Annotated in this window: 19 protein-coding genes and 1 tRNA gene; 7 read left to right on the top strand and 13 right to left on the bottom strand. The window is 66.7% G+C overall.

Features of this window, described 5'->3' with window-relative positions; all coding sequences use genetic code 11:
* Positions 1-7 precede the first annotated feature (7 nt).
* Together dnaK and IWX77_RS02970 are read right to left on the bottom strand one after the other, a co-directional pair.
* The gene (dnaK, locus tag IWX77_RS02975) at positions 8-1,879 is read right to left on the bottom strand and encodes a molecular chaperone DnaK (protein WP_196842999.1); all 1,872 of its coding nucleotides are present in this window, start codon (positions 1,877-1,879) and stop codon (positions 8-10) included.
* Positions 1,880-2,013: 134 nt separating this feature from the next.
* The gene (locus IWX77_RS02970) at positions 2,014-2,544 is read right to left on the bottom strand and encodes a hypothetical protein (RefSeq protein WP_196842998.1); all 531 of its coding nucleotides are present in this window, start codon (positions 2,542-2,544) and stop codon (positions 2,014-2,016) included.
* 139 nt (positions 2,545-2,683) lie between these two features.
* Here IWX77_RS02970 and IWX77_RS02965 point away from each other — a divergent pair, with 139 nt between their 5' ends.
* Positions 2,684-3,484 (top strand): isocitrate lyase/PEP mutase family protein, encoded by an 801-nt coding sequence (locus tag IWX77_RS02965; protein ID WP_297412631.1) that lies wholly within the window; start codon positions 2,684-2,686, stop codon positions 3,482-3,484.
* A 35-nt stretch (positions 3,485-3,519) separates the two neighbouring features.
* Here the strand turns inward: IWX77_RS02965 and IWX77_RS02960 are convergent, their stop codons facing one another.
* The gene (locus IWX77_RS02960) at positions 3,520-4,041 is read right to left on the bottom strand and encodes a hypothetical protein (protein WP_196842996.1); all 522 of its coding nucleotides are present in this window, start codon (positions 4,039-4,041) and stop codon (positions 3,520-3,522) included.
* Between the two features lie 71 nt (positions 4,042-4,112).
* A complete protein-coding gene (gene dcd / locus IWX77_RS02955) occupies positions 4,113-4,694 on the bottom strand; it encodes a dCTP deaminase (protein WP_196842995.1) in 582 nt (193 codons plus the stop codon).
* A gap of 70 nt (positions 4,695-4,764) precedes the next feature.
* On the opposite strand from dcd, the gene IWX77_RS02950 reads away from it, so the two are divergent.
* Positions 4,765-4,835 (top strand) — tRNA-Gly (locus IWX77_RS02950).
* A 383-nt stretch (positions 4,836-5,218) separates the two neighbouring features.
* Here the strand turns inward: IWX77_RS02950 and IWX77_RS02945 are convergent.
* Together IWX77_RS02945 and IWX77_RS02940 are read right to left on the bottom strand one after the other, a co-directional pair.
* Complete coding sequence (locus IWX77_RS02945; protein WP_196842994.1) at positions 5,219-5,749, bottom strand: hypothetical protein; 531 nt, start codon at positions 5,747-5,749, stop codon at positions 5,219-5,221.
* Entirely contained in the window at positions 5,746-6,060 is a 315-nt protein-coding gene (locus IWX77_RS02940) for a hypothetical protein (protein WP_196843074.1), read from the bottom strand. Before IWX77_RS02940 ends, IWX77_RS02945 begins: the two co-directional genes overlap by 4 nt.
* Positions 6,061-6,143: 83 nt before the next feature.
* On the opposite strand from IWX77_RS02940, the gene IWX77_RS02935 reads away from it, so the two are divergent.
* Complete coding sequence (locus tag IWX77_RS02935) at positions 6,144-6,644, top strand: phosphoribosyltransferase family protein (RefSeq protein WP_327012099.1); 501 nt, start codon at positions 6,144-6,146, stop codon at positions 6,642-6,644.
* Positions 6,645-7,262: 618 nt separating this feature from the next.
* Here IWX77_RS02935 and IWX77_RS02930 read toward each other — a convergent pair.
* Positions 7,263-7,763, bottom strand: coding sequence for a hypothetical protein (locus IWX77_RS02930; protein ID WP_196842992.1), 501 nt, complete (start codon positions 7,761-7,763; stop codon positions 7,263-7,265).
* A 107-nt stretch (positions 7,764-7,870) separates the two neighbouring features.
* Positions 7,871-8,209 carry a hypothetical protein gene (locus IWX77_RS02925; protein WP_196842991.1) on the bottom strand — a complete coding sequence of 113 codons (339 nt, stop codon included), beginning with the start codon at positions 8,207-8,209 and terminating at the stop codon, positions 7,871-7,873.
* 813 nt (positions 8,210-9,022) lie between these two features.
* Between IWX77_RS02925 and IWX77_RS02920 the strand changes: the two genes are divergently transcribed.
* The 4 genes from IWX77_RS02920 (at position 9,023) to nagA (ending at position 12,559) form a co-directional block, all read left to right on the top strand.
* Entirely contained in the window at positions 9,023-9,343 is a 321-nt protein-coding gene (locus IWX77_RS02920; RefSeq protein WP_196842990.1) for a hypothetical protein, read from the top strand.
* 178 nt (positions 9,344-9,521) lie between these two features.
* Positions 9,522-10,319 (top strand): GntR family transcriptional regulator, encoded by a 798-nt coding sequence (locus IWX77_RS02915; RefSeq protein WP_196842989.1) that lies wholly within the window; start codon positions 9,522-9,524, stop codon positions 10,317-10,319.
* A gap of 134 nt (positions 10,320-10,453) precedes the next feature.
* Complete coding sequence (locus IWX77_RS02910) at positions 10,454-11,236, top strand: glucosamine-6-phosphate deaminase (protein ID WP_196842988.1); 783 nt, start codon at positions 10,454-10,456, stop codon at positions 11,234-11,236.
* 72 nt (positions 11,237-11,308) lie between these two features.
* Positions 11,309-12,559, top strand: a complete 1,251-nt coding sequence (gene nagA / locus IWX77_RS02905; protein WP_327012097.1) for an N-acetylglucosamine-6-phosphate deacetylase — start codon at positions 11,309-11,311, stop codon at positions 12,557-12,559.
* Between the two features lie 152 nt (positions 12,560-12,711).
* Here the strand turns inward: nagA and IWX77_RS02900 are convergent, their stop codons facing one another.
* From IWX77_RS02900 to IWX77_RS02880, 5 genes are all read right to left on the bottom strand, one after another.
* A complete protein-coding gene (locus IWX77_RS02900; RefSeq protein WP_196842987.1) occupies positions 12,712-13,671 on the bottom strand; it encodes an ROK family protein in 960 nt (319 codons plus the stop codon).
* Positions 13,671-16,160 (bottom strand): glycoside hydrolase family 10 protein, encoded by a 2,490-nt coding sequence (locus IWX77_RS02895; RefSeq protein WP_196842986.1) that lies wholly within the window; start codon positions 16,158-16,160, stop codon positions 13,671-13,673. The genes IWX77_RS02900 and IWX77_RS02895 overlap by 1 nt, the downstream gene beginning before the upstream one ends.
* A gap of 116 nt (positions 16,161-16,276) precedes the next feature.
* Entirely contained in the window at positions 16,277-18,991 is a 2,715-nt protein-coding gene (locus IWX77_RS02890; protein ID WP_196842985.1) for a glycoside hydrolase family 38 C-terminal domain-containing protein, read from the bottom strand.
* Complete coding sequence (locus tag IWX77_RS02885) at positions 18,984-19,724, bottom strand: N-acetylmannosamine-6-phosphate 2-epimerase (protein ID WP_196842984.1); 741 nt, start codon at positions 19,722-19,724, stop codon at positions 18,984-18,986. The genes IWX77_RS02890 and IWX77_RS02885 overlap by 8 nt, the downstream gene beginning before the upstream one ends.
* The gene (locus IWX77_RS02880) at positions 19,717-21,450 is read right to left on the bottom strand and encodes an FAD-dependent oxidoreductase (protein WP_196842983.1); all 1,734 of its coding nucleotides are present in this window, start codon (positions 21,448-21,450) and stop codon (positions 19,717-19,719) included. Before IWX77_RS02880 ends, IWX77_RS02885 begins: the two co-directional genes overlap by 8 nt.
* Between the last annotated feature and the right edge of the window lie 18 nt (positions 21,451-21,468).

Below are 21,468 nucleotides of genomic sequence, written 5' to 3'. Positions count from 1 at the left end.
CTGCGGCCTACTTCTTCTTGTCGTCGTCGTCGTCGACAACCTCGGCGTCGACAACGTCTTCGTCCTTGTTCTCATCGGCAGGAGCCTCACCGGCGCCGGCTTCGTCAGCCCCGGCCGCAGCATCCGCTTGGCTGGACTTGTAGATGGCTTCGCCGAGCTTGCCCTGGCTGTCATTGAGCTTGTCGAACGCGGTCTTCACCGCGTCATCGTCGTCGCCGGCGAGAGCGGACTTGAGGGCGTCGACGTCAGCCTGCACCTCATTCTTCACGTCTTCGGGCAGTTTGTCGACGTTGTCCTTGATCAGCTTCTCGATCGAGTAGGCGAGCTGCTCGGCCGTGTTGCGGGTCTCGGCGACTTCGCGCAGGCGCTTGTCCTCGGCGGCATGCTCTTCACCCTCGCGCACCATGCGCTCGATGTCTTCCTTCGCGAGCGAGGATCCGCCCGTGATGGTCATCGACTGCTCGGTTCCGGTGCCCTTGTCCTTGGCGGACACGTGCACGATGCCGTTGGCGTCGATGTCGAAGGTGACCTCGACCTGCGGAATTCCGCGCGGCGCCGGCGCAATACCGGTGAGCTCGAAGGTTCCGAGGTTCTTGTTGTCGCGGGTGAACTCGCGCTCGCCCTGGAACACCTGAATCGCAACGGATGGCTGGTTGTCATCGGCCGTGGTGAAGGTTTCGCTGCGCTTGGTCGGGATGGCCGTGTTGCGCTCGATCAGGCGGGTCATGATGCCGCCCTTGGTCTCGATGCCAAGGCTCAACGGGGTGACGTCGATGAGCAGAACGTCTTTGCGCTCGCCCTTCAGCACACCGGCCTGGAGCGCGGCGCCGACGGCGACGACCTCGTCAGGGTTGACACCCTTGTTCGGGTCCTTGCCGCCGGTCTCGCTCTTGACGAGCTCGTAGACGGCGGGCATGCGGGTGGAACCACCAACGAGAACGACGTGGGCGATGTCGCCGACCTTGACGCCGGCCTCACGAATGACGTCTTGGAAGGGCTTCTTCGTGCGGTCGAGCAGGTCTTCGGTCATCTTCTCGAACTGGGCGCGGGTGAGTGTCTCGTCGAGGTTGGCCGGGCCGTTTTCGGTCAGGGACAGGTAGGGCAGCTGGATGCTCGTCGACATACTCGACGAGAGTTCCTTCTTGGCCTGCTCGGCGGCTTCCTTGAGGCGCTGCTTGGCGATCTTGTCCTTGGACACGTCGACGCCGGTGGTCTCCTTGAAACGCTTGATCAGGTGATCAACGATGCGCTGATCCCAGTCGTCGCCGCCGAGGCGGTTGTCGCCAGCGGTCGAGCGCACCTGGATCGTGGAGAAGTCGTCGTCCTTGCCCACCTCGAGCAGCGACACGTCGAAGGTTCCGCCACCGAGGTCGAAGACCAGAATGAGCTCGTCTTCCTTGCCCTTGTCGAGGCCGTAGGCCAGCGCGGCAGCGGTGGGCTCGTTGATGATGCGCAACACGTTGAGTCCCGCGATCTCGCCGGCCTCCTTGGTGGCCTGGCGCTCGGCGTCGTTGAAGTACGCGGGCACGGTCACGACGGCGTCGGTGACCTTTTCTCCCAGGTACTGCTCGGCGTCACGCTTGAGCTTGGCGAGAATACGCGCCGAAATCTCCTGCGGGGTGTACTTCTTGTCGTCGATGACCACGTTCCAGCCGGTGCCCATGTGGCGCTTGACGCTGGAAATGGTGCGGTCAACATTGGTGACGTTCTGGCGCTTGGCTGTCTCTCCGACGAGGACTTCGCCGTCCTTGGTGAACGCAACCACCGAGGGGGTGGTGCGCAAGCCTTCAGCGTTGGCGATGACGGTGGGTTCTCCACCTTCGAGCACGGCCACCACAGAGTTGGTGGTTCCGAGGTCAATACCTACTGCACGAGCCATGTGGGTTGTTCTCCTTCAATCATGTGCGAAACGAACGACAAAGTAATTTCAAGACTTGAGCCTCGATGACTCAAGTATTCCAGAACGACCAAACCAGTGTCAATTTTTGCAGCTGAAAGTTGAGTGTGAGTGACTCAACTTTGATTCGAGTGGATGCTGCGGGCCGGCGAATACCGCTGTTTACCCCGGGGTAGTAGATTGTGGACACGACCGAGACTGTCACCCGAGACGCGGAAGCCGTTCCAGCGCCCGGTCGGGTGGTGGCCTGGGCATTCCGGGACCAGGGGTCGGCTGCGTTCGACGCGGTCGTCACGACCTTCGTCTTGACCGGGTACATCACCGCGTACATCACCGCGTACATCACCGGCTCCTCCTTCGGTGACGAAGACGTCATTTCGGCCCAGCTCGGCTGGGCTCTGCCCATCGCCGCGCTGGTAATCGCCGCGCTGGTAATCGCCGCGCTGGTAATCGCCGCGCTGGCCCCGGTCGCTGGGCAATGCTCCGATATCTCGGGCCGCCGCACGTTCCGGCTCGGCGTCGATACCTTCGAGGTCGTCGCAATCACGGCCGCGATGTTCTTCGTGCAGGCTTCGCCGAACCACCTCGTGCTCGGCCTGTGTCTCGTCGCGGTCGGCGCGCCCGGTACCGGTCGGCGCGCCATTCATAGCTGGCGCGCCCACCCGCAGCTGGCGCGTAGAACACCGTCGCGCGGCTGGCTGGGCGCCAGCCCACCTTTGCCTGAGTATCCGCTGAAATGGGGCTATTCCCTCGCTTGGGGGGTAGATGCCGGTCAGACTGAAGTTCATGACACTGACCCAGCTCCAGAAGGCCGAACTCCTACTCTCGCTGCACGTACCGGGCGAGCCTCTCATCGTGACCAACGTGTGGGATGCCATCACCGCCAAAGTCGTGGCCGATGCCCCCGGCGTCAAAGCCCTCGCTACCGCGAGCCACTCCATGTCGAACGTGCGCGGCCTGCAAGACGGTGAAGGACTCTCGCTCGACGAGGCCATCCGTGCTGCCGCGATTATCGCGGGCGCCGTCGATCTGCCGGTCTCAGCCGACTTCGAGAAGGGATACGCACCGGATGCCGTGGGCGTGACCCGCAATGTGCGTCGCCTCATCGAGGAATCCGGCATCGTCGGCATCAATATTGAGGACTCGGTCGGCGCCCCGAAGGCCCCGCAGTTCGATATCGAGACCGCCGCCGCCCGTGTGGCCGCGGCCCGGGCCGGCGCCGACCAGAGCGGCATCCCGCTCGTGATCAACGCCCGCGTCGACACCCTCGCCGGTGGGGGCGCCTGGAACGAAGCCGTCGCACGCGCCAACGCTTACCTCAGTGCCGGCGCCGACGTCGTCTTCTTTCTCGGCTTGACCGACGAAGACAAGGTGGCGCGCGCGGTCGAGCAGGTCAACGGCCGCATCTCCGTAATCGGCGCCCCCGGACTCGTGCCTCTTGCGCGCCTCGCCGCGCTCGGCATCTCCCGGGTCAGCTTCGGCCCCGGTACCCTCGGCCTCACCCTCGCTGCTCTGCAGGCCGCAGCCACCAACCTCACCGCGCTCGGTGAGTACCCCGCCGACCTCGGCTTCACGTTCGCACTGTAAACAGCACTCGCACCGAGGCCATCAGCATCCGCTCGTCAACGGATGCGGGTGGCCTCGTTGTGTGCAATGAGTTGCCAGGTCGCGCCCTCGTCGGCGGAGACCCAGCCCTCCCAGTTGTAGCTGTCGGGGGTGATGGCGGTGAAGTTCCAGCGGATCGGGCGGCCGTCGGTGCGGGTGCCCTCCTGCCGCACACCGTGGCGATACGGCGTGGCCACGAGCTGGCAGTATTCGCCCTGGGCCGGGGCGAAGTAGCTCACCCGCCAGGCACCGGCGAGCGGGTCGTAGACACGCACGGTGGTGGCGACGGTTTCAAATCCAGACGGATGCGTCGTGCTCGCGACGACCTCGACGTCTTGCACGGCCCGGCCATCGAGAATGAATTCGACCATCCAGACAAAGTCGCGTTCGATCCATTCGCCCGTGGTCTCGTCGAGGCAAGAGCCCTTGGCGGCCCAGGATCCGACCATCTGGCCGAAGCGGTGCATGCGCCCGGGGTATTCCGGAGTGGGGCCGTGCGCGATGAGCGCTTCGTCGAATCGGGTGGGCATAGAGGTCATATCCAAATTTTACCCGACGCGAGGTTACGATCGGATTACCCGCAGGCATCCACGTGCGCAAAGCGGATGCGTCAGCGGTCGATGGTGGTGCGGTGAAAGTTTTGGAACGAGCGTGAGGCCGTCGGGCCGCGCTGGCCCTGGTAGCGGGAGCCGTATTCGCTCGAGCCGTAGGGCTTTTCGGCCGGGGAGCTGAGCTGAAAGAAGCAGAGCTGGCCGATCTTCATTCCGGGCCACAGTTTGATCGGCAGCGTCGCGACGTTGCTGAGCTCAAGCGTGACATGGCCCGAGAAGCCGGGGTCGATGAAACCGGCCGTGGAGTGCGTGAGCAAGCCGAGGCGACCGAGAGAACTCTTGCCCTCGAGCCGTGCGGCCACGTTGTCGGGGAGGGTGACCTGCTCGTAGGTGGCGCCGAGTACGAACTCGCCCGGGTGCAGAATGAACGGCTCGTCGGGCTTGGTCTCGATGAGGTGGGTCAGTTCGGGCTGGTCTTCGGCCGGATCAATGTAGGCGTATTTGTGGTTGTCGAACAGCCGAAACAGGCGGTCGAGGCGCACATCGATGCTCGATGGCTGAATCATTGCGGCATCGAGCGGCTCCAAACCGATTCGTCCAGAGTCGAGTTCAGCCTTGATATCGCGATCGGAGAGCAGCACGATGCCAGCCTAGCGGCGCTGGCTTGATATGCTGGCACGGTTCCGCTTGTTGTTCACTCACAGCGGTCGCGCGGATGTAGTTCAATGGTAGAACTTCAGCTTCCCAAGCTGATAGCGCGGGTTCGATTCCCGTCATCCGCTCTCCACGGTGCGCGTGTACTTGTGTGATTTGGGCAGCATGATGAGTCTTCTCGCACGGCTCATGAGCCTCGGACATCAGGGCTGAGCCACGGCTCAGGTTCGCCGGGTCGGCTTCGGGTGTCGGGTGAGCGCCGGTCGGTCCCTCCGCCCATTTGTCATGGTCAGACACATGTCGCGCAACTCAGGATTCGTCGCGCCAAGCCCAAGACTCTGCGACAGACTTCGAACATCCAGAAGCCGCCGAGTGCGGTAACTTGTCCGGCGGCAGACTTTCGCCACAGAGTTCGACATGCGTATTACGTGGTTGGCGTGTTGGGGTCGTCCCAGGGGCTCAGTCCCGGCGAGACGGCCATTGGCGCGCTGCCCATCACTGCGGCTCTGTATTACCTGGGGTTCGTCCTCTTGGCGGCGATCGATGCTGCCGGGTTCGGATGGATAGTCCGCGCCACGCGCCGACGGCGGGCCGGATCGCTTCCGTCCGATTCCTGACGCTCTGTCGCGGGGCTCCGGTGTGCCGCGCCGACCCGAAGCAGCGGCCGGGCGAGTATCAGACCGCTGATGAGTCCGGCGAGGGCGACCGGGAATGCGACCAGAGCGCTGAGGTGAGGCCGCAGGGAATTTCCGAATAGAAGGGTCAGCCCGCCAACGAAGACCACCGGGCTGAGAACGAGGATGCATGCCCAGATTGGGGTGTCCATCCGCCGCGCCCAGACTGCGGCGGCGAAGAGAGCGGCCGAGCCAGCGAGGATGAGGAGCTTCCCGACACGGTCGCGCTCACGGGCTTCCCCGGTTGGTTCAAACAAGAAGGTCTTGTCGAGACCCGCGCCTAACACCGCGAGCGCCAGCGCGATGAGGGCGGCCCAGACGACGAGGATTCCGGCCCACACGACGCCGCGAAGCCAGCGAGATGTCATCGCTCCTCGCCCTGATGCTTCGTCCGTAGGTGCGGGCGCCCCGCGCCGACGCGAAGCAGAGGGCGGGCAAGAGTCAGACCGCTGATGAGCCCGGCAACCGCGACCGGAAAAGTAACCAGGGCGCTGAGGTGAGGAAGGTAGGAATTGTCGAAGATGAGGGTCTTCCCAGCACGATCTTGAGCGAGTGCCGCACCGGTCGGGGCGACGTGGTCGCAGAGGGTTGCCTCATGACACACGCCCCCGACAGCGGATGCCGGCTTGGACCCGACCCGAATCTGCGTCGTTAGAGGTCCCGGTATCGGGCGGGTCATCCTGCCCCTGCCCTGGGCATCAACTGTGCAATGATTCGCTTGTGATAAAACTTGGCCAACGTCTACGTTCGTCGTTTCGTTGGGTGGGTGACCGAACCGATCCTGACTATCGCGCAGACGTGACCGGATGGTGGCGTGACGCCGAAATCCTGGAAGAGCTTGGGGACGCCCTCGGCGGTTTGCACGGCACGCGCACACCTAGCGTTGTTATCGGCACACAATCGCGCGGCAGCCTCTTAGGAGTACTTACGGCAAAGGCGCTGAAAGTTAAATTTGCAAAAGTCCGCAAAAATCCTTCCCGCGGCTCGGACAGCGACTCATGGTGGGAAACGTCAACGTCGCCCGACTACCGCGACCGCCACCTCGATCTGGGCCTCCGGCGTTCGCTGTTGAAGTCGGGTGATCGTGTCCTGTTCGTCGACGACTGGATCGCCACAGGCGCTCAGGCTACTGCTGCGAAACGGTTGGTCGAGATGAGTGGCGCAACGTGGATCGGTGCCTCCGTCGTGGTCGATGGTCTTGAAGAGTCTGCACTCAGACGGCAGCTCAACTTGCGTTCCCTGGTCCATATTCGGGAGCTGTGAGAAGCCCCGTTTTAGGCAGGAACCGTGCGTATCGACGCACGGTCAGGGTCCGTTCTGCGGGCGCACGCCCAGAGCGCTCGCCCATGACCCACGTTTGCGTAGCTAGAGGGCGTGCGTCGTTCCGCGACCACCTCGCCGCGACCCACACGACGCCACAATCGCTCGGTTTTGGCGGCGAATTTTAAAGTATCCCTGGCGGGCCACGCGATGTACTCCTCGTGAGTCGATTGAAGGGGTGAAGAAGAGGGCAAGTTTGAAGTCCGGCAGGTGCTTGTCGACGTTCCGGTCAACGACAAGAATGGAAGGCCCCTCCCCGTCGACCGGCTGAGCTCGGGCGGCGCCCGGGACCCCGGCGGATACCTCAGCGCTCAGTACCGCAACCCGAGGCTTCCGGAATCGGCTCCGACCCCATTTCGCCGCGACAAGGCCATTCAAGCGCCAGCGCCACGTGCGGACCCAGCCACCGAGGGCCCGCAGGTAAGCGACGAAGAGGCCCCTCGCGCGGTCGAACTTCCCGGTGTCAGTGTCGCTGAAGGTGTCCGGATAGACGATTATCGAGACCGGCGGTCCGCCTGAGCCATGTCAAGAGCGTTCAGAATCATCGCCAGCTCTTCGACATCATCGGCTCCATACTCCAGTGTGCCGGGCGAAGAGTTCTCGCGGAGCGAGCAGGTTCGGACGGCTCCCGTTGTTGATCCACTGACGTCGAGAGGGGTGAAGAACCTCGAAGGGCGCGGCGACCGGCAGTCGACAAAGCTCCCGAGTGAACCGTCGGGCGAAACCTCCGCACGGCACGACCACGAAGTCAGCATCCAGAGTTAGCGCGTCGACTCTCGCCTGAAGTCCGCGAAGGAGGATGCTGCGCGCCGCGTTTGCCTCGGCACACTGAGCCCCCGTGACGAACTTCGCTGTCGACGTCCGTCCCCGATCGATGACCATCCAGCCACGGGCGGACAACGCTGGTGTGGTCCCACCCTCACCGAAAACCTTCTCCTGCAGGGGAACGCTGGAGACGTGCAGTATCCCGACCCGGTAGTCCCCGGCGTCGTGCTTCGCGCGGACATAGCTGCCCAGGCTCTCGGCGGGGTGTGCCGGCAGTAGGTACTCGAGCGCGCTCATCCCGGCTTGCCGCTTCGCTCACGTAGTCCGTGACGCTCATGCCCAGCCCTCCGCCTCTCTGCCGGTACCTCGCACCAATTTAACGGGCGGCGTCCGGGCGCCGCTCGTTACTTGTTCCGGCTCAAGAAGCCAATCCCCCGCCACCACTCCTCAATGGCCACGTTGAGCCTCAGAACCGGGTACGTCCAGTCCTCCTGTTTGCCGTCGCGTGAGACGCGGATGATGAGCTGCGCTTCATCCGGAAGGACCACCGCGGCGGGTAGCTCCTGAATCTGCAGCGCCTCTGCGCCCTGCTTCGAGAAGGAGTAGAGCGTAATGCCCTGACCGTACGTGAGCGCGGCAAAGTCCTGCTTGAACCCAATGAGCGAAAAATCCCGGGCCCGCCCTTGCCGCCGGCGTGGTGGAGCATGTCGTCCACGTCGGTGGCGCGCACCTTCACGAGACACGGAGGGCGGTACCAGGAAGAGAACAGCGACATCCCCGAGGGCTTGGGCACACGGGCCGAGTACCAGCCCGGTACAGCGTCAACCACAACGCACCACCCTTACGACGTCCTCGTTGACCCGGCGACCGAGCACACCCGTGAGCGGGAACAGAATCACCATCATGACAGCAACTCCCTCGGGGCGCGGTCGTGCTGCCCGCGCTGACACTCGTCCTTCACGCTACGAACGTCGCCTGCGAACCGTCAGGCCTGCGACCAAGGACTCCATGGCCGTCGCGAACGTCAGTATTCAAAGCATGAAGTTCGCACAACGACTTGAGGTTCCAAGCTCGGCCGCGAATCCGCGCACCATACTTCGACTGCCCACTAAGGAATCGGCGGGCTCAATCGGTCGTTGCAACGCCCCGTTGTGCTCGAGATCTGGGCCTGATCACGTTTTCGCGAGTGCTTGCAATAGCGTCCGCTGATGATCCGTGCGCGGAACAGGTGGCACGACGTTCCCTCAGATGTATTCCCGCACGGACTCGCCATTCCGGCAATCCCGGCTGACCTCCCCGCATCGGCTGCTCGCCCGACAGCCGACGGAAGTCGGAGGGTTGCAATTGCCCGATCAAGAAGATAACCGTCAGAACCCCGATCTCCAGAGACGGGCCCGTGTGGTCGTGTCCGCAGAGCTCGATGAAGCGGCAAGGGCCAAGGATGTGACCGATGTAGCCGTTTCGCCTGACCCGACAACGCTACCGGACCATATTGCTGTGAGGACGTCCGCCCGGGAGAACGAGCGCCGAGGAGGGCAGGTGTACTTGTGCCATCGATGAGTACTCTGATGGATGAGGTCTCGGGGCTGTACCTGGTCCATACCGAGTCCGGCTCGACGTACTCGATTGATCTCGACCGACAAGAGCTGTGCCGCATGTCCACGCCGGATGATCCCGCGCGAGTGCACGGTCTGCGGCGCGATGGTTCCACTGTCACCCTTTTGGACGTTCTCGAGTGCACGGTCGGCCGGCCAATGCACTTGCTGATCGACCTTGCGGTCCCAGGTGTGCTCGCCACGACGCGCCGAACCACCCCAGTGACGGGAATCGAGCGCGTAACCGGAGTCGTCGAGTCCCTCGCCCGTGTGGGTGCGTGAATTTTTTGAATTCATAGGCGAAAAAGACTCGCTGGATGGCGTTCTCCGCAGTTTGCTCAAACCTTCCTTGCCGTTCGTCCCAATAAACCGGAGCAGGACTAATTGGATCGTACCAGTACGGACCAATAGCCGAAAGTGGTCCTATGCTGGAGAGCGACCGACGAACAAAGGGGACACGATGACGAAATTCCTGAATGGGCACCCGTCACTCGACGCCGGCCCGGTGCCCAAGCATGCACAGCTGCGGGCGATCCTGCTGGAGCTCATCGAGCATGCGCTGGCTCCGCACGCGGCGATCCCCGCCGAACGAAAGCTAATGACCCAGTACGGCGTCAGCCGGTCCACGGTGCGTGAGGCGATCCGCCAGCTCGTCGAAGAGGGCCGCCTCTACGGCGTGCAGGGCAAGGGCACCTTCGTGGCCGGCGAACGCGTGCAGAGCGACCTGCACCTGGCCTCTTTCACGGAGGACATGCGCCGGCGCGGACTCATCCCAGCGACGATCGTGAACTCTCTCACCCTGGTCGATGCGCCGCTCGAGGTGCGGGCAGCACTCGGCCTCGGCGCAAATGCCAGGGTCTACGAGATCGACCGTATCCGGCTCGCCGGCGGCATCCCGATGGCGATTGAACGCGGTTACTACAAGGCCGAGCTGCTTCCAGACCTCGAGAGTAAGGACTTGACCCGTTCGCTCTACACGATTTTCGCGACCGAATACGGGCTGCGGATCGACAGAGCGGAACAGACCGTCTGGGCCGAGACCGCGGACGCGGGTGCCGCCAAGGTCCTCGGCGTCACCGAGGGCGCACCCCTGATCGTGTTCCGCCGCACCTCGGCGGCGGCCTCGGTATCCGTTGAGTACGTCACCTCGTCGTACCGCGGCGACCGCTACCAGGTACACATGACCCTGAATCTGCAACACGCTACTGCGCGATCTGCTACTTCCTCTTCCGCTTCGTCATCCGTCAGTGGAACCTGAAGACCCCAGGCCGTGGCGACGACGAGATCCAGGACCCGGCAGCGGCGGACTCCGCGGGAACGACCGTCTAGCCCGATCGCCCCGTGCCGCCGGCACGACCCGAAGCACCATGCAATTCGAATTTGGAGTACACCATGGCCGAAGTTGTTTTTGTTGACAGTGAAGCCGCGGCGGGGACGCTCACGGCGGCATCCATTCGTTCGCTGATCCTGCGGAAGCCGGATGCCGTGCTCGGCCTCGCGACCGGCTCGACGCCGCTCTCGGTCTACGCGGCCCTGGCCGCGACTTTCACTGCCGACCCGATTGACGTGTCCCGGGTGCGCGGCTTCGCCCTCGACGAGTACGTGGGCCTGCCCGCGGGCCACCCCGAAAGCTACCGCTCGGTCATCACCCGCGACGCCGTCGTGCCGCTCGGGCTCAACCCCGCGAACATCCAGGTGCCGAGCGGCGACCCGGCCACCATCCGCACGGCGGGCCCTGACTACGAGGCCGCCATCCTTGCCGCCGGCGGCGTCGACGTGCAGATCCTCGGCATCGGCCGCACCGGGCACGTCGGCTTCAACGAACCCGGTTCGTCGTTCGCCTCGGTGACGCGCATCAAGACCCTGACCGAGAAGACCCGCATCGACAACGCCCGCTTCTTTCCGTCGATCGACGACGTGCCGATCCACTGCATGACGCAGGGCCTGGGTACCATTCTCCGAGCGCGGCACCTCATCCTGTTGGCCTTCGGGTCCGAGAAGGCGGATGCCATCGCTGCCGCCGTGGAGGGACCGGTCAGCTCGAGTAAGCCAGGTTCCGTGATCCAGCTGCACCCGCACGTGACCGTAATCGTGGACGAGGCCGCCGCCTCGAAGCTTGAGAACCTCGACTACTACCGGTACGCCTGGGCCCACAAGCCGTGGCCGGGCATTTAGGCCGCGCCGCTGCACACTCACCCCCGCACCCTTTAGTCTGAATCCCGCGTCTGAACCCTTGGAGCAATCATCATGACCCCGCTCACCTCCCGTCCGGCCGGATTGGTCCCTGTCGAGCGTTCCGACGCACCGGTCGCGGATGACCGGGGCTCGGCCGTGTCGTCGCCCGCAGCCCCGTTGCTGGCGGCGCCGATGCTCATCTCCGGCGGAACCGTGATCGCGCCGGACGCCGTGCACTCTCCGGGCTGGGTGGACATCCGGGCCGGCCGGATCGTCGGCTGCGGCGCGGGGAAGCCACCCCGGGATCCGGACTTCAGCTTCCCGGAGAGCACCCTGGCCGCCGGTTACGTCGACGTCCACACCCACGGCGGGGGTGGCAGCAGCTTCCACGACCAGGGCTCCGCCGTCGCCGCCGCGCAGATCGCCGAGACCCACCGCGCCCACGGCACCACGACCCTGATGGCCAGTCTTGTCACGGCCCCGCTCGACGAGTTCGAGCGCACCGTGGCGGCCTTGGCCGGGCTGGTCGAGCAGGGACTGCTGGCCGGCATCCACCTGGAGGGTCCCTGGCTGAGTCCGGCCCAGCGCGGCGCCCACGACGAGGCCCTGCTGCGCACGCCGGACGCCGAGAGCATCGACCGGATCATGCGGGCCGGCCGCGGCACCGTGCGAATGGTCACCATTGCGCCCGAGCTGGAGGGTGGACTCGCCGCCGTCCGCCAGATCGTGGGCTTCGGGGCCGTGGCCGCGATCGGGCACACCGACGCGACCTACGACCTGACCCGGCAGGCGATCGCCGCGGGGGCCACGGCCGGCACCCACGTGTTCAACGCGATGCGGCAGATCCACCACCGCGAGCCCGGCCCGGCGCTCGCCCTGCTCGAGGACCCCACGGTATTCGCCGAGCTCATCGCAGACGGGGTGCACCTGCACCCGGCCATAGTGCGTTTCATCATCGAGAGCCCCTCGCGGCCCGTCTTCGTGACGGATGCCATGGCCGCCGCCGGCGCGGACGAGGGCGACTACCAGCTCGGCGCCCTCGACGTGAGCGTCTCCGACGGCCAGGCGCGCTTGGCCGACGGCACCATCGCCGGCAGTGTGCTCACCTTGAGCGCGGCCGTGCGCTACGCCGTGCACACCGCCGGCGTGCCCGTGGAGATCGCGGTGCGCGCCGCCACCCAGAACCCGGCCGACATGATCGGTCTCCCGGATCGGGGCCGCCTCGCGGCAGGCAACCGCGCCGACCTGATCGTGCTGGGCGCAGGGCTCCAGGTCACGGCGACCCTGCAGGCCGGTCTCTGGGTGCCGTGCGCGAGTGATTGAGGCCGGTATTCAAGTCTCGTGATGGAGCTCGTCGAGATCACGTTCGGCGGGTCGCAAGAAGCTCCACCACCGCGGCGATCACCGGGGCTGCCGATGGATTTCCAGAATGACATTGTTGAGGCCGGACCGGTTGGCACTCGTGGCACGGATGATTACTGTAGGTCGGCGGCGCCCCTCGCCCGCAGTGCGGCACCGAGCAGCCCGGCATTCTCACCGAGCAAAGCGGGCAGGAGCACCGGTCGGCGGTGAAAGCTAAGCAGGCCGTCGACTCGTTCCTGCAGCGGCAAGAAGAGGGCGTCGCCGGCCTGGGCGAGACCCCCGCCGATCACGACCGCGTCAGGGGCGAGCACGGCTGCGAGCTGGCTGATCGACAGGGCGAGTGCATCGAGGGCCGCGTCCCAGATCCGCGACGCCACGGGGTCGCCCTGCCTCACGCGCTGGAGGACTTCCTTGGCACCTGGCAGGTGGGTGCTCGTTTCGGCCCGGTAGCGGCGGGCAATGGCACCCGCAGACGCCACCGTTTCCAGGCAGCCGCGGGCGCCGCAAGCGCAGAGCTCGCCCCGTGGGTCGATCACTGAGTGACCGATCTCACCCGCGTAGCCGGAGCCGGAGTGGGCGCGGCCGTTCACGAAGAGGGCCGCCGCGACCCCTGTTCCGATAACGAGCACAACCACGTCACGATAGGGGCGGGCTGCGCCGAGCCGGAACTCCGCGTCGCCGGCGGCGCGCACATCGTGTGAAAAGGAGGCCGGGAGACCGAGCCGCTCGGTGAGGAGATCTCTGAATGGCACCCGATCCCAGGCGAGGTTGGCTGCGCGCACGGCGATACCGCGCTCGTCGTCCACGATGCCCGGCGCGATCAATGCGACCGCGGCCGGATGCACGTCGGGGAAGTCGTGCCGGAACCGTGCGGCGACGTCCTCCACGTGGGCGAGCACGACATCCGCCGTGCCCGCGCCGGAAACCGGGGTGGCCGTGCGGTCGAGGCCGATCATGGCGCCGGTGGTGTCGAACAGGGCCGACTTCATGTCGGTTCCTCCGACGTCGAAGGCCAACACTGCGGCGCCGGCTCCCAGGGGGGAGGCCGACACCACCGTGGCGGGATCGGACATCAGCCGCGCTTCACGATCTGCTCGCTCCAGCGGCTGTAGGTGGCGAGGTCGCGCAGCAGACGTCCGGCGAAGGCGGACTGCAGCTCAGGGGTGGCCCGCACAAGTTCGGCAGCGTTCGCGTATTCGGTCACTGCCCGCTCCGGTTTTCCCGTGCGTAGCCAGCGATCGGCAGCACCCAGCCTCTTGCCCAGGTCTTTGGCTACCTTCTGCGGCACGCAGTCCCCGGTTGCCGCGGCGATGGTGCGACCGGTCCAGTCGCCGGCGTCCCGGGCCGCGGCGACGAGGTCGCTGTGGGGGGTTCGGGCATCCGTTCGGAAGACGCCTTCTTGCAGTGCCCTGGCCTGGGGCGCAGACATCTGGTTGTAGGCGAACAGTGCGGCCCCGTCACTGCCGGCGTCACGCACGGCCTGCACCTGGGCCAGCAGCACATCGGGGGTTGAGCCGCGGAACGGGCCGTAGGTGGCGGTGTAGAGCAAGTTGTCGGTGCCGACGATGCCTCGCATCAACGCTGTTTCCTGGGCCACCGAATCCGCGGTGGTTCCGAACGACATCCCGGTCAGCACGTCGACGTAGCCCTTCTGCACCCAGTCAGCCCAGTTTTGGAACTTCTTCGCCAGGCCGTCGGCCGGATTGGGGAACACGGCCGCAGAGATCTCCGCCTCCGGCGCCACGCGCACCTGCAGGTCGCGCACCTCGGACACGAATGAGGTCACCTGGGCCTCTCGCCAGTCGCCCCAGGTCTTCCACAGGGCGTCGGCCGGGGTCAGGGAGAAGGGGTCGACGCCGTGGCTGGCCGCGAATGCCGTCCTGGCATGATCGCTGTAGGAGAAGGATGCCGTTTCCCACGGTTCGGAGACGGGGTAGCGAATGTAGTCCAGATGCAGGCCGTCGACGTCGTAGTCGGTGAGGATTTCCTCGAACAGGCTCTTCACGTACTGGCGCGGTTCGGGCATTGACGGATCGATGAAGTAGTAGCCGGCCTCCTGGGATGACGGCTGCGGGCCTGCTTTGCCCACGTCCTCGCGCTCCACCGCGGCCCATTCCGGGTGGGCGGTCAGCACCGGGCCGGGGCCGTCGCTCGCCGAGTCGACGCCGACGAAGAACGTGTGCACCCAGGGGTGCAGCTCGATCCCGCGATTGTGCGCTTCCTCCACCCAGACGCTGAGCGGGTCGAAGCCCACCATTTCCGGTCGCTGCGTCGCAATACCGTATTCGGCGGCGACGGCACTCGGGTAGATCGTGTAGCCCTGCCAAACGGTTTCAAGGAAGACCATGTTGAAGCCGGAAGCGGCGATGGCGTCCAGGCTGGCCCTGATCTGTTCGGGGGTGGTCTCGGTGGGCCGCACCCACAGGCCGCGACCTTCCACCGGCAAGGACTCGGCCGTGCGGTAGAGCGCGAGGCTTGCGCTCTCCTTCGCCGCGACGGCCCAGGCTACCGCGCCGTCCTGATCTCCGGCGGCGATGGCGGCGGAGGCCTTGGCGAGCAGGGCTTCGGCTTCGGTGACCGCGGTGTCTGCGCCGGGTAGATCGGCGGGGAGACAGCTTTCATTGGCGCCGGTGACCGCGTGCCGGGCCTCGGTCAGCGCCTGCTCCGCGCCGTAGAGGTAGGTGTCGGCGTCGACGGTGACGGTGACGGTTCCGCCGGCGGTGTCCACGCGGGCGCCGAGAACTGCGTTGCTGGAGAGCCATGCCCCCCGGCCGCCATGCCCGGAGAGCACGATTCCGTCGGCCGGGATCGCCCGGTTGCCGCCGCCCCTGGCGACGACGCGGTCACCTGAGACCGTCACCTCGAAACCGAAGTCATTGGTGCCGGTCGTGGCCAGGCCGAAGGCCGGGGTGTAGACGATCAGCTGCTCGGCGCCTCGGCAACCGGGGAAACACTTCCCCGTGCCGGGGTCAACGGCCGCCGGGTTCGTCGCCGCGGTGGGATCGGTCGCGTCGATGGGGCTCGTGACCGTGCGCAGCGTCAGATCTGCGATCGTGACGAGTTCGCCGACGCGTACGTGGTCGCGCAGGAACAGCCGCACATCCGGGGTTCCGCCTGGGGAGGCTGACAGCACCACACCGTCTGCCGGGATCGGGTTGTTCCCCGGGTTCGGGCAGGGCGTGAACGCCGTGCAGACGTCCAGGACCCGATAGGAGCCTGCGGTCTCCGTCTTCTGGAGCACCGCCTCCCCACCGAAGGAATTGGTCTTGGTCTGGGCGCCGAAGCCCGGCGTGTAGAGCGCGAACAGGCCGGTGGTGCGGCTCGATGGGTCAATGGCATCGATCGATTGCACACTGCCGTCGGCGGCGGTCACCCGGGGCCCGGCGGGCGGAGCAGCCGGGGCAGCGGATGCGCCCATCTGCGCAGTGACCAACGGCACCAGCAGCGCCGCGGCCAGGGCCATGGCCAGGGCTGCGGCTCGGGCTCCGGTACCTGCGCCGTGCCGGGCGGATCGAGGGCCGCCGATCGATTGCTCGGTGATGTGGGCTGACCGTATGCGCATTCTGGACTCCAATATCGTGCAGTAACGGGTTTTGTGTTGGCGAATTGTGTCTGGCTTGGGTGGAGGACGGGCAGCCCGGGGTTAGCTCGGGGTCAGTGCCCAGATCTGTGCACGGGTCACGGCCGGGGCCTCTCATCGCTGGACCGAAGGATCAACGTCTCGACGGCGAACGGGCCGAGTTCGACCGTGAGCGTTCCGTCGGCCGCGACCGGTAAATCCCCGAGAACTGTCTCGTCGATTCGCGCGCGGTCGACGGTGAGCACCCCGGTCGGAAGGGTGACGGTTGCCGTGCGGGTCAGCGGCGTCGGGTTGCCGATCCGCAGCACGCTTCCCTGTCCCGCCGTGGTTTCGTCGACGGGCTTCCACGCCGAGACCAGGGCGCCCGCCACTCGGGGAGCACGACCGGTGGTCGACCTGGCTGCGGGCGACGTGGCGCCCGGCCGCAGGGCGTAGGCCACCAGCGGCACCCGGTGCCGGGCGGCGGCCAGGGAGAGGTCGAGCGATCCGGCCTCGGCCCCGAGTCCGAAAATGACAGCAAGGTGGGCGGTGAGGAGGCCCTGGCACTGAGCCTCCGGCACCGCAAGCATCGGGCCGGCGCCGGTGGTTCGCGTGCGAAGATCGAACCGGGACATCCAGCCCACGGCGCGCAGCAGCGTGACGGCGAGCACGTTCGAACCGTCGGCATCGCTGGCCTGCAGCTCCGGCAGGCCGCGTGTGAGCACAGCCACCGAACCGGCTCCGGTGCCGACGCTGGCCCAGGAGTGCACGGGCGCGACACCCTGTTCGGCCTCAAGTCCGCGCTCGGTGGGCAGTTTCCCGAGCGCCGGCCCGATCGGCCGGGTGATCGCGCACCAGTGCTGGTCGGCCGTCCATTCGGTGGCTGATGGGTCAAGCGGAACCTCGAACCTGAGCCGGTGGTCGTCGGCCCTGTTGTCGACCGTCACGGTCCAGTCGAGCCGGTCGCTCGCGGCCCAGTGCTCGATTTCGACCCTGAGTGGCACCGGAACGCAGTCAGTGCGCCGAGACTCCCGGTCGTCGGTTAGGGCCGTCGGCAGGAGCATCGACGCGTCGATCAGGATGCGGGTGCGCACGTCCGTCTGGGTGACGTGCACCGCCGAGACGGTCGGGTGCACGGCCAGGTCGACTGCCGGGGGGTCGTAGTTGTAGCTGTCGCCCCGGTCGCCGACAGACACCAGCAAGCCGACCTGGTCTCGCCGCACACTGGTTTCCCGGTCCTCGACGCGCAGCGATGCGTCGGCGTTGACCGATAGTCGGAATCGGCCGGTGTCAATCGTTTCAGGCTCGGTCCCTTCGGGGTGAGACGTCGTGTATCCGGTAGTTTCGGGCTGAGGCACGGCCGCCGCGTCGCCGAGTTCGGCCGTGTAAGCGTGCCAGCCGAAGGCAGGCACGTCGAGGGCCCTAAACGCCACCTTGTGGATGGCGCACTCCTGGGAGTCTGGCATCAGGTCGAGGTCGGCCTCGAAGACCGTTTCGATCCGGGTGGATTCGACCTCAAACGACATCGGTGTGCCGTCGATGCTGCGAAGGTCCGTGATGCCGCGGCCGACATCCGTGGCCACCTCGACCACCACGGCGCCGCTGGTGTCGTCGCCCTGCCCGGACACCACGACGAGGTCGACCCGGTCAACCGGCGGCGTACCGTAGCGACGGGTGTCGAGCCCGTCGGCGAGGAGCAGGCGACGCACGAGCAACTCACCGGTTTCCTCGGCCTGTTCGGCGCGCACCGTGGTGGCGCGGTGCACCTCGTCGATGCTGCAGCCGCAGATGGAGTCGTGCGGCGCGTTCTTGATCACGAGATCCCAGGCGTGGTCGAGCAGACCGGCCAAGGAGCGCGGATTCGCCCCGGCCGCATCCTCCGAGCCCGACACGGCGGCGTGCTGGAATCGGGCGAGCTGTGGCTCGGCGAAGCGTTCGAGCAGGGTCTGCGCCCGCTCGTTGGCCAGCTTCACGTAGGTGCGGGCCGACAGTGTTCCCGGCAGGAGAAAAGTGAGGCGGTTTCCGAGGGTGCGAAGTTCGCCGTCGACGATGGGTAGCGGAGCGGCCTCCCGATCGAGCGCGGCGCCCTTGGCTAGGTCAAAGAAGGCCTCCAGAGTCGTCTCGACCAGGGTCACCTCGGAACCCGCGGTGTGCTTCGTGCGGGTGGATGGCGGTTGTGGCACCAGGTGGTCGCCGCCGTTCAGCAGCAGACACGGGCCTAGCGGCAGGCGCGCCCGTTCGGCGTCGACGTAGGCGCGGAGCCTGCTGCCGCTGGTGTCGGCGTCCCAGAGCACCTCGGTCTGGTGGTAGGACTGGTTGACCGTGAACACCTCACTGCCGTCGAGGGAACGCCAGAGGAAGCGGCCGAGCTCCGGCGGGGCGCCTCGCCAGACCAGAGCGGTGTCCATACCGAACCCGGACAGCAGCCGGGGCAGGTCGGCGGGGTGCCCGAACGCGTCGGGCGAGTAGCCCACGGTGGAGAGACAGCCGATCCGGTTGCCCCAGCGGCGGGCGCGGAACAGGTTGCGCACGAGGTTCTCGGCCGAGACCAGCTGATTGTCAGCGAGCACATGCCACGGGCCCACGGTGAGCCGGCCGGCCCCGATTAGGGCCGACAGGCGCGGCTCGAGGTCAGGCCGGATTTCGAGCACATCGGCCAGCACGACGGTTTGGCCGTCGAGGTGAAAAGACGCATAGGTGTCATCGTCGAGCGAGTCGCAGACACGTTCGACCAGCTCGACCAGGCGGCCGCGGTAGCCGTCGAAGCCGCGATACCATTCGCGGTCCCAGTGCACGTGGGAGATGACGTGACAGCGGTCCAGTGCCTCAGTCAAGGCGGTGGCCCTGCTTCGTACGCACGTCTGCGGTCTGGCGCACGAAGCTCGCCGTGATCACCTGCGGGCGGGTGATCGCCGAGCCGATCACCACGGCTGAGGCGCCACGCTCGAACGCGGCGCGCGCCTCAGTGGGGGTGGAGATGCGCCCCTCCGCCAGCACCGGGATGCTGAGCACGGCCGTCAGCTCGGCCACGAGCTCAAGGTCCGGTGCGGGCCCCTGACGGCTGTACGCGGTGTAGCCGGAGAGTGTGGTCGAGACCAGGTCCGCTCCGGCTGCCGCTGCGGACCGGCCCTCGTCAACCGTGGACACATCGGCCAGCACGATCACCGGCCCGTCGGCCTTCAACCGCCGGATGGTCTCGGCCAGGCTCAGGCCGTCCGGCCGGAGCCTGTCCGTGCCATCGAGCGCCACGATGTCGGCGCCGCACTCGAGTATTTCCTGGGCGGCGGCGAGGGTAGGGGTGATGTAGACGTCCGTCTCGCCGATCTTCCACAGCCCGATGATGGGTAGGGTCGTGGCCGCACGCACGGCACGGATGTCATCTGGCCCCTCGATCCGGAGGCCGCGGGCTCCGCCTGCGATCGCGCTCAACGCCATCGCCACCATGTGGTCCGGGCCATAGAGCGCCTCGCCCGGCTTGGCCTGGCAGGAGACGATGAGCTGTCCACGCAGGCGATCGATCAACTCCGTCGTGGTGGCAGGGGCGGGGTCGGGGGGGTGTTCAGACATGCTGGATCTCCGTCTGGGTTGGGGCTGGTTCGGAAGGTAAAGTTTCGGTGCTGCGCCAGCTGAGCGGCGCGCCAGCGGCGAGGAGGTCACCCTGAACGCCCGCGAGCAATGCCGGGTCGTGGACGATGCGGCGCGGGCTCGTGGACAGCCGGACGCTCGCGGCGGCCAGCGCCCCGGCGGCCTCGCCGATCGCCCACTCCGCCGGGTGAACCCGCCAGGCGGCTGCTGCCACCTGGGTTGCGGCCAGATTCTTGGCGCCCATCACGAGGTTCTCCGGGCCAATGCCCGGGGCGGGTACGAGGGCACCGGCCGGGAGCTGGAACGGCGCCGCGCTGCGGTAAACGCTTCTCGGATGCCCCACTCGCGGATGCAGATCGGCGTGATACCAGGCGATGCCCACCGAGTCGGCAATCTCGGGGGCCGGGTGGACCGCCGTGCCGTCATCCGTTCCGGCAACAGAACCGCTCACTGGATCGGCCGATGGGTTTCCGATGGGAGTGCAGAACGTCGCCGGCAGGAGGTCTGCGGCGGTGATCGGCCGAGGGTTACCCAGACGCCGGGACTCCCGCACGTAGGGTGACGCCGCGAGCCCGTCGGCCGTTCCGCTGAGTTCGGGGGCGAGCCTGAGCTCGGGGTAGCCCTGGCCGGTGCCGAACGGTCCGGGGCCGTCGCCGGGGTCGCGGGGGGCCTCGGTGCGGAGCCAGTGCACGAAGGCAAGCGTGAGGGCACGGGCCGCAGGGCCGGCCTTGGCCGGGTCGCCAACGAGACCGGAGCTTCGGTAGTCGTTACCGGCCCAGTTGATGACGGCGGCCTCGGTCGCTCCCGATTTGGCAGTACGGATGCGCCGGTAGGCCCAGAAAGGAGGCAGTCCGGTCGGGCCGGTGGTGAAGAAGCGATAGCAAGCGAAGGCGCCGGTGCCGGTCTCGATCTCACTTTGGGGGCTGGCCAGGTTGAGCGAAAATGGTTGCGCGTCTCGCAGGGCGGCGTACCCGAGTGGGGCCTCGCCGACCGGTTGCGGTTCTGCCTCCCGCACGAGCAGCGCGGCCCAGGTGCAGGACTGTTCCGCAAAAAGATCTGCCGCGCCGGGCACGGCATCCGTTTCGCCGAAGGCGTCGCTGCCCTCCGAACCGATCACCCACCGGGTGCCGGTGAGTGGCAGCAGGTCGCCGAGCTCGGTCGCGTCGACGAAGACACGGGCGCGAACGAGAGCGTCCGTGCCGGTCGGATACCGAAGGCGCACCGCGTCGATCGAGGCTCCGGAATGTGCGGCGCGGCCGGCTACGTCGGTGGCGGCGACAGGCCAGGCGTTCCGAAGGACGCGGATGCGGCCGGCGTCGATGTGCGTGCAAAGCATCCCCTCCAGCACACGGAGGCCGACCAGCGGTTCAAAGCAGAGTCGGCTGACCCAGCCGTCTCCCGGGTTTCGGGCCCCGCCGCTCGCGGTTCGCACCAATTCGCGGAACTGACGGTAGCGCGCCGTCACCCCGGCCGACTCGACCAGCGGATGTTCGTCAAGCGGGGAAGTCAGCTGGGCAGTGACTTGGCCGCCGATCATCGGCTCGGCCACAGTCAGGATCACGGATGCCCCGGCGTTGGCCGCGGAGAGGGCCGCGGCGATGCCGCCGAGCCCCCCACCGATCACCGCGACGTCACCCGTAAGCTCCATCGCGCACTCAGTAGCCTGCTCGCGTTCGGTCGAAAGGTCGGCCTCGGAATCGGGTCGCACGCACTTCTCGCCGCTCGA

Source organism: Cryobacterium sp. CAN_C2, from assembly GCF_015751745.1.
GTDB lineage: Bacteria > Actinomycetota > Actinomycetes > Actinomycetales > Microbacteriaceae > Cryobacterium.
This window is presented reverse-complemented; position numbering and strand designations above follow the sequence as displayed.

What these genes read in the sequence shown, in the direction of transcription:
- dnaK (WP_196842999.1), bottom strand. Translation starts at nt 1,879, where the DNA reads ATGGCTCGTGCAGTAGGTATTGACCTCGGAACCACCAACTCTGTGGTG.
- IWX77_RS02970 (WP_196842998.1), bottom strand. Translation starts at nt 2,544, where the DNA reads ATGAATGGCGCGCCGACCGGTACCGGGCGCGCCGACCGCGACGAGACA.
- IWX77_RS02965 (WP_297412631.1), top strand. Translation starts at nt 2,684, where the DNA reads ATGACACTGACCCAGCTCCAGAAGGCCGAACTCCTACTCTCGCTGCAC.
- IWX77_RS02960 (WP_196842996.1), bottom strand. Translation starts at nt 4,041, where the DNA reads ATGACCTCTATGCCCACCCGATTCGACGAAGCGCTCATCGCGCACGGC.
- IWX77_RS02945 (WP_196842994.1), bottom strand. Translation starts at nt 5,749, where the DNA reads ATGACATCTCGCTGGCTTCGCGGCGTCGTGTGGGCCGGAATCCTCGTC.
- IWX77_RS02940 (WP_196843074.1), bottom strand. Translation starts at nt 6,060, where the DNA reads ATGACCCGCCCGATACCGGGACCTCTAACGACGCAGATTCGGGTCGGG.
- IWX77_RS02930 (WP_196842992.1), bottom strand. Translation starts at nt 7,763, where the DNA reads ATGAGCGCGCTCGAGTACCTACTGCCGGCACACCCCGCCGAGAGCCTG.
- IWX77_RS02920 (WP_196842990.1), top strand. Translation starts at nt 9,023, where the DNA reads ATGAGTACTCTGATGGATGAGGTCTCGGGGCTGTACCTGGTCCATACC.
- IWX77_RS02915 (WP_196842989.1), top strand. Translation starts at nt 9,522, where the DNA reads ATGACGAAATTCCTGAATGGGCACCCGTCACTCGACGCCGGCCCGGTG.
- IWX77_RS02910 (WP_196842988.1), top strand. Translation starts at nt 10,454, where the DNA reads ATGGCCGAAGTTGTTTTTGTTGACAGTGAAGCCGCGGCGGGGACGCTC.
- nagA (WP_327012097.1), top strand. Translation starts at nt 11,309, where the DNA reads ATGACCCCGCTCACCTCCCGTCCGGCCGGATTGGTCCCTGTCGAGCGT.
- IWX77_RS02900 (WP_196842987.1), bottom strand. Translation starts at nt 13,671, where the DNA reads ATGTCCGATCCCGCCACGGTGGTGTCGGCCTCCCCCCTGGGAGCCGGC.
- IWX77_RS02895 (WP_196842986.1), bottom strand. Translation starts at nt 16,160, where the DNA reads ATGCGCATACGGTCAGCCCACATCACCGAGCAATCGATCGGCGGCCCT.
- IWX77_RS02885 (WP_196842984.1), bottom strand. Translation starts at nt 19,724, where the DNA reads ATGTCTGAACACCCCCCCGACCCCGCCCCTGCCACCACGACGGAGTTG.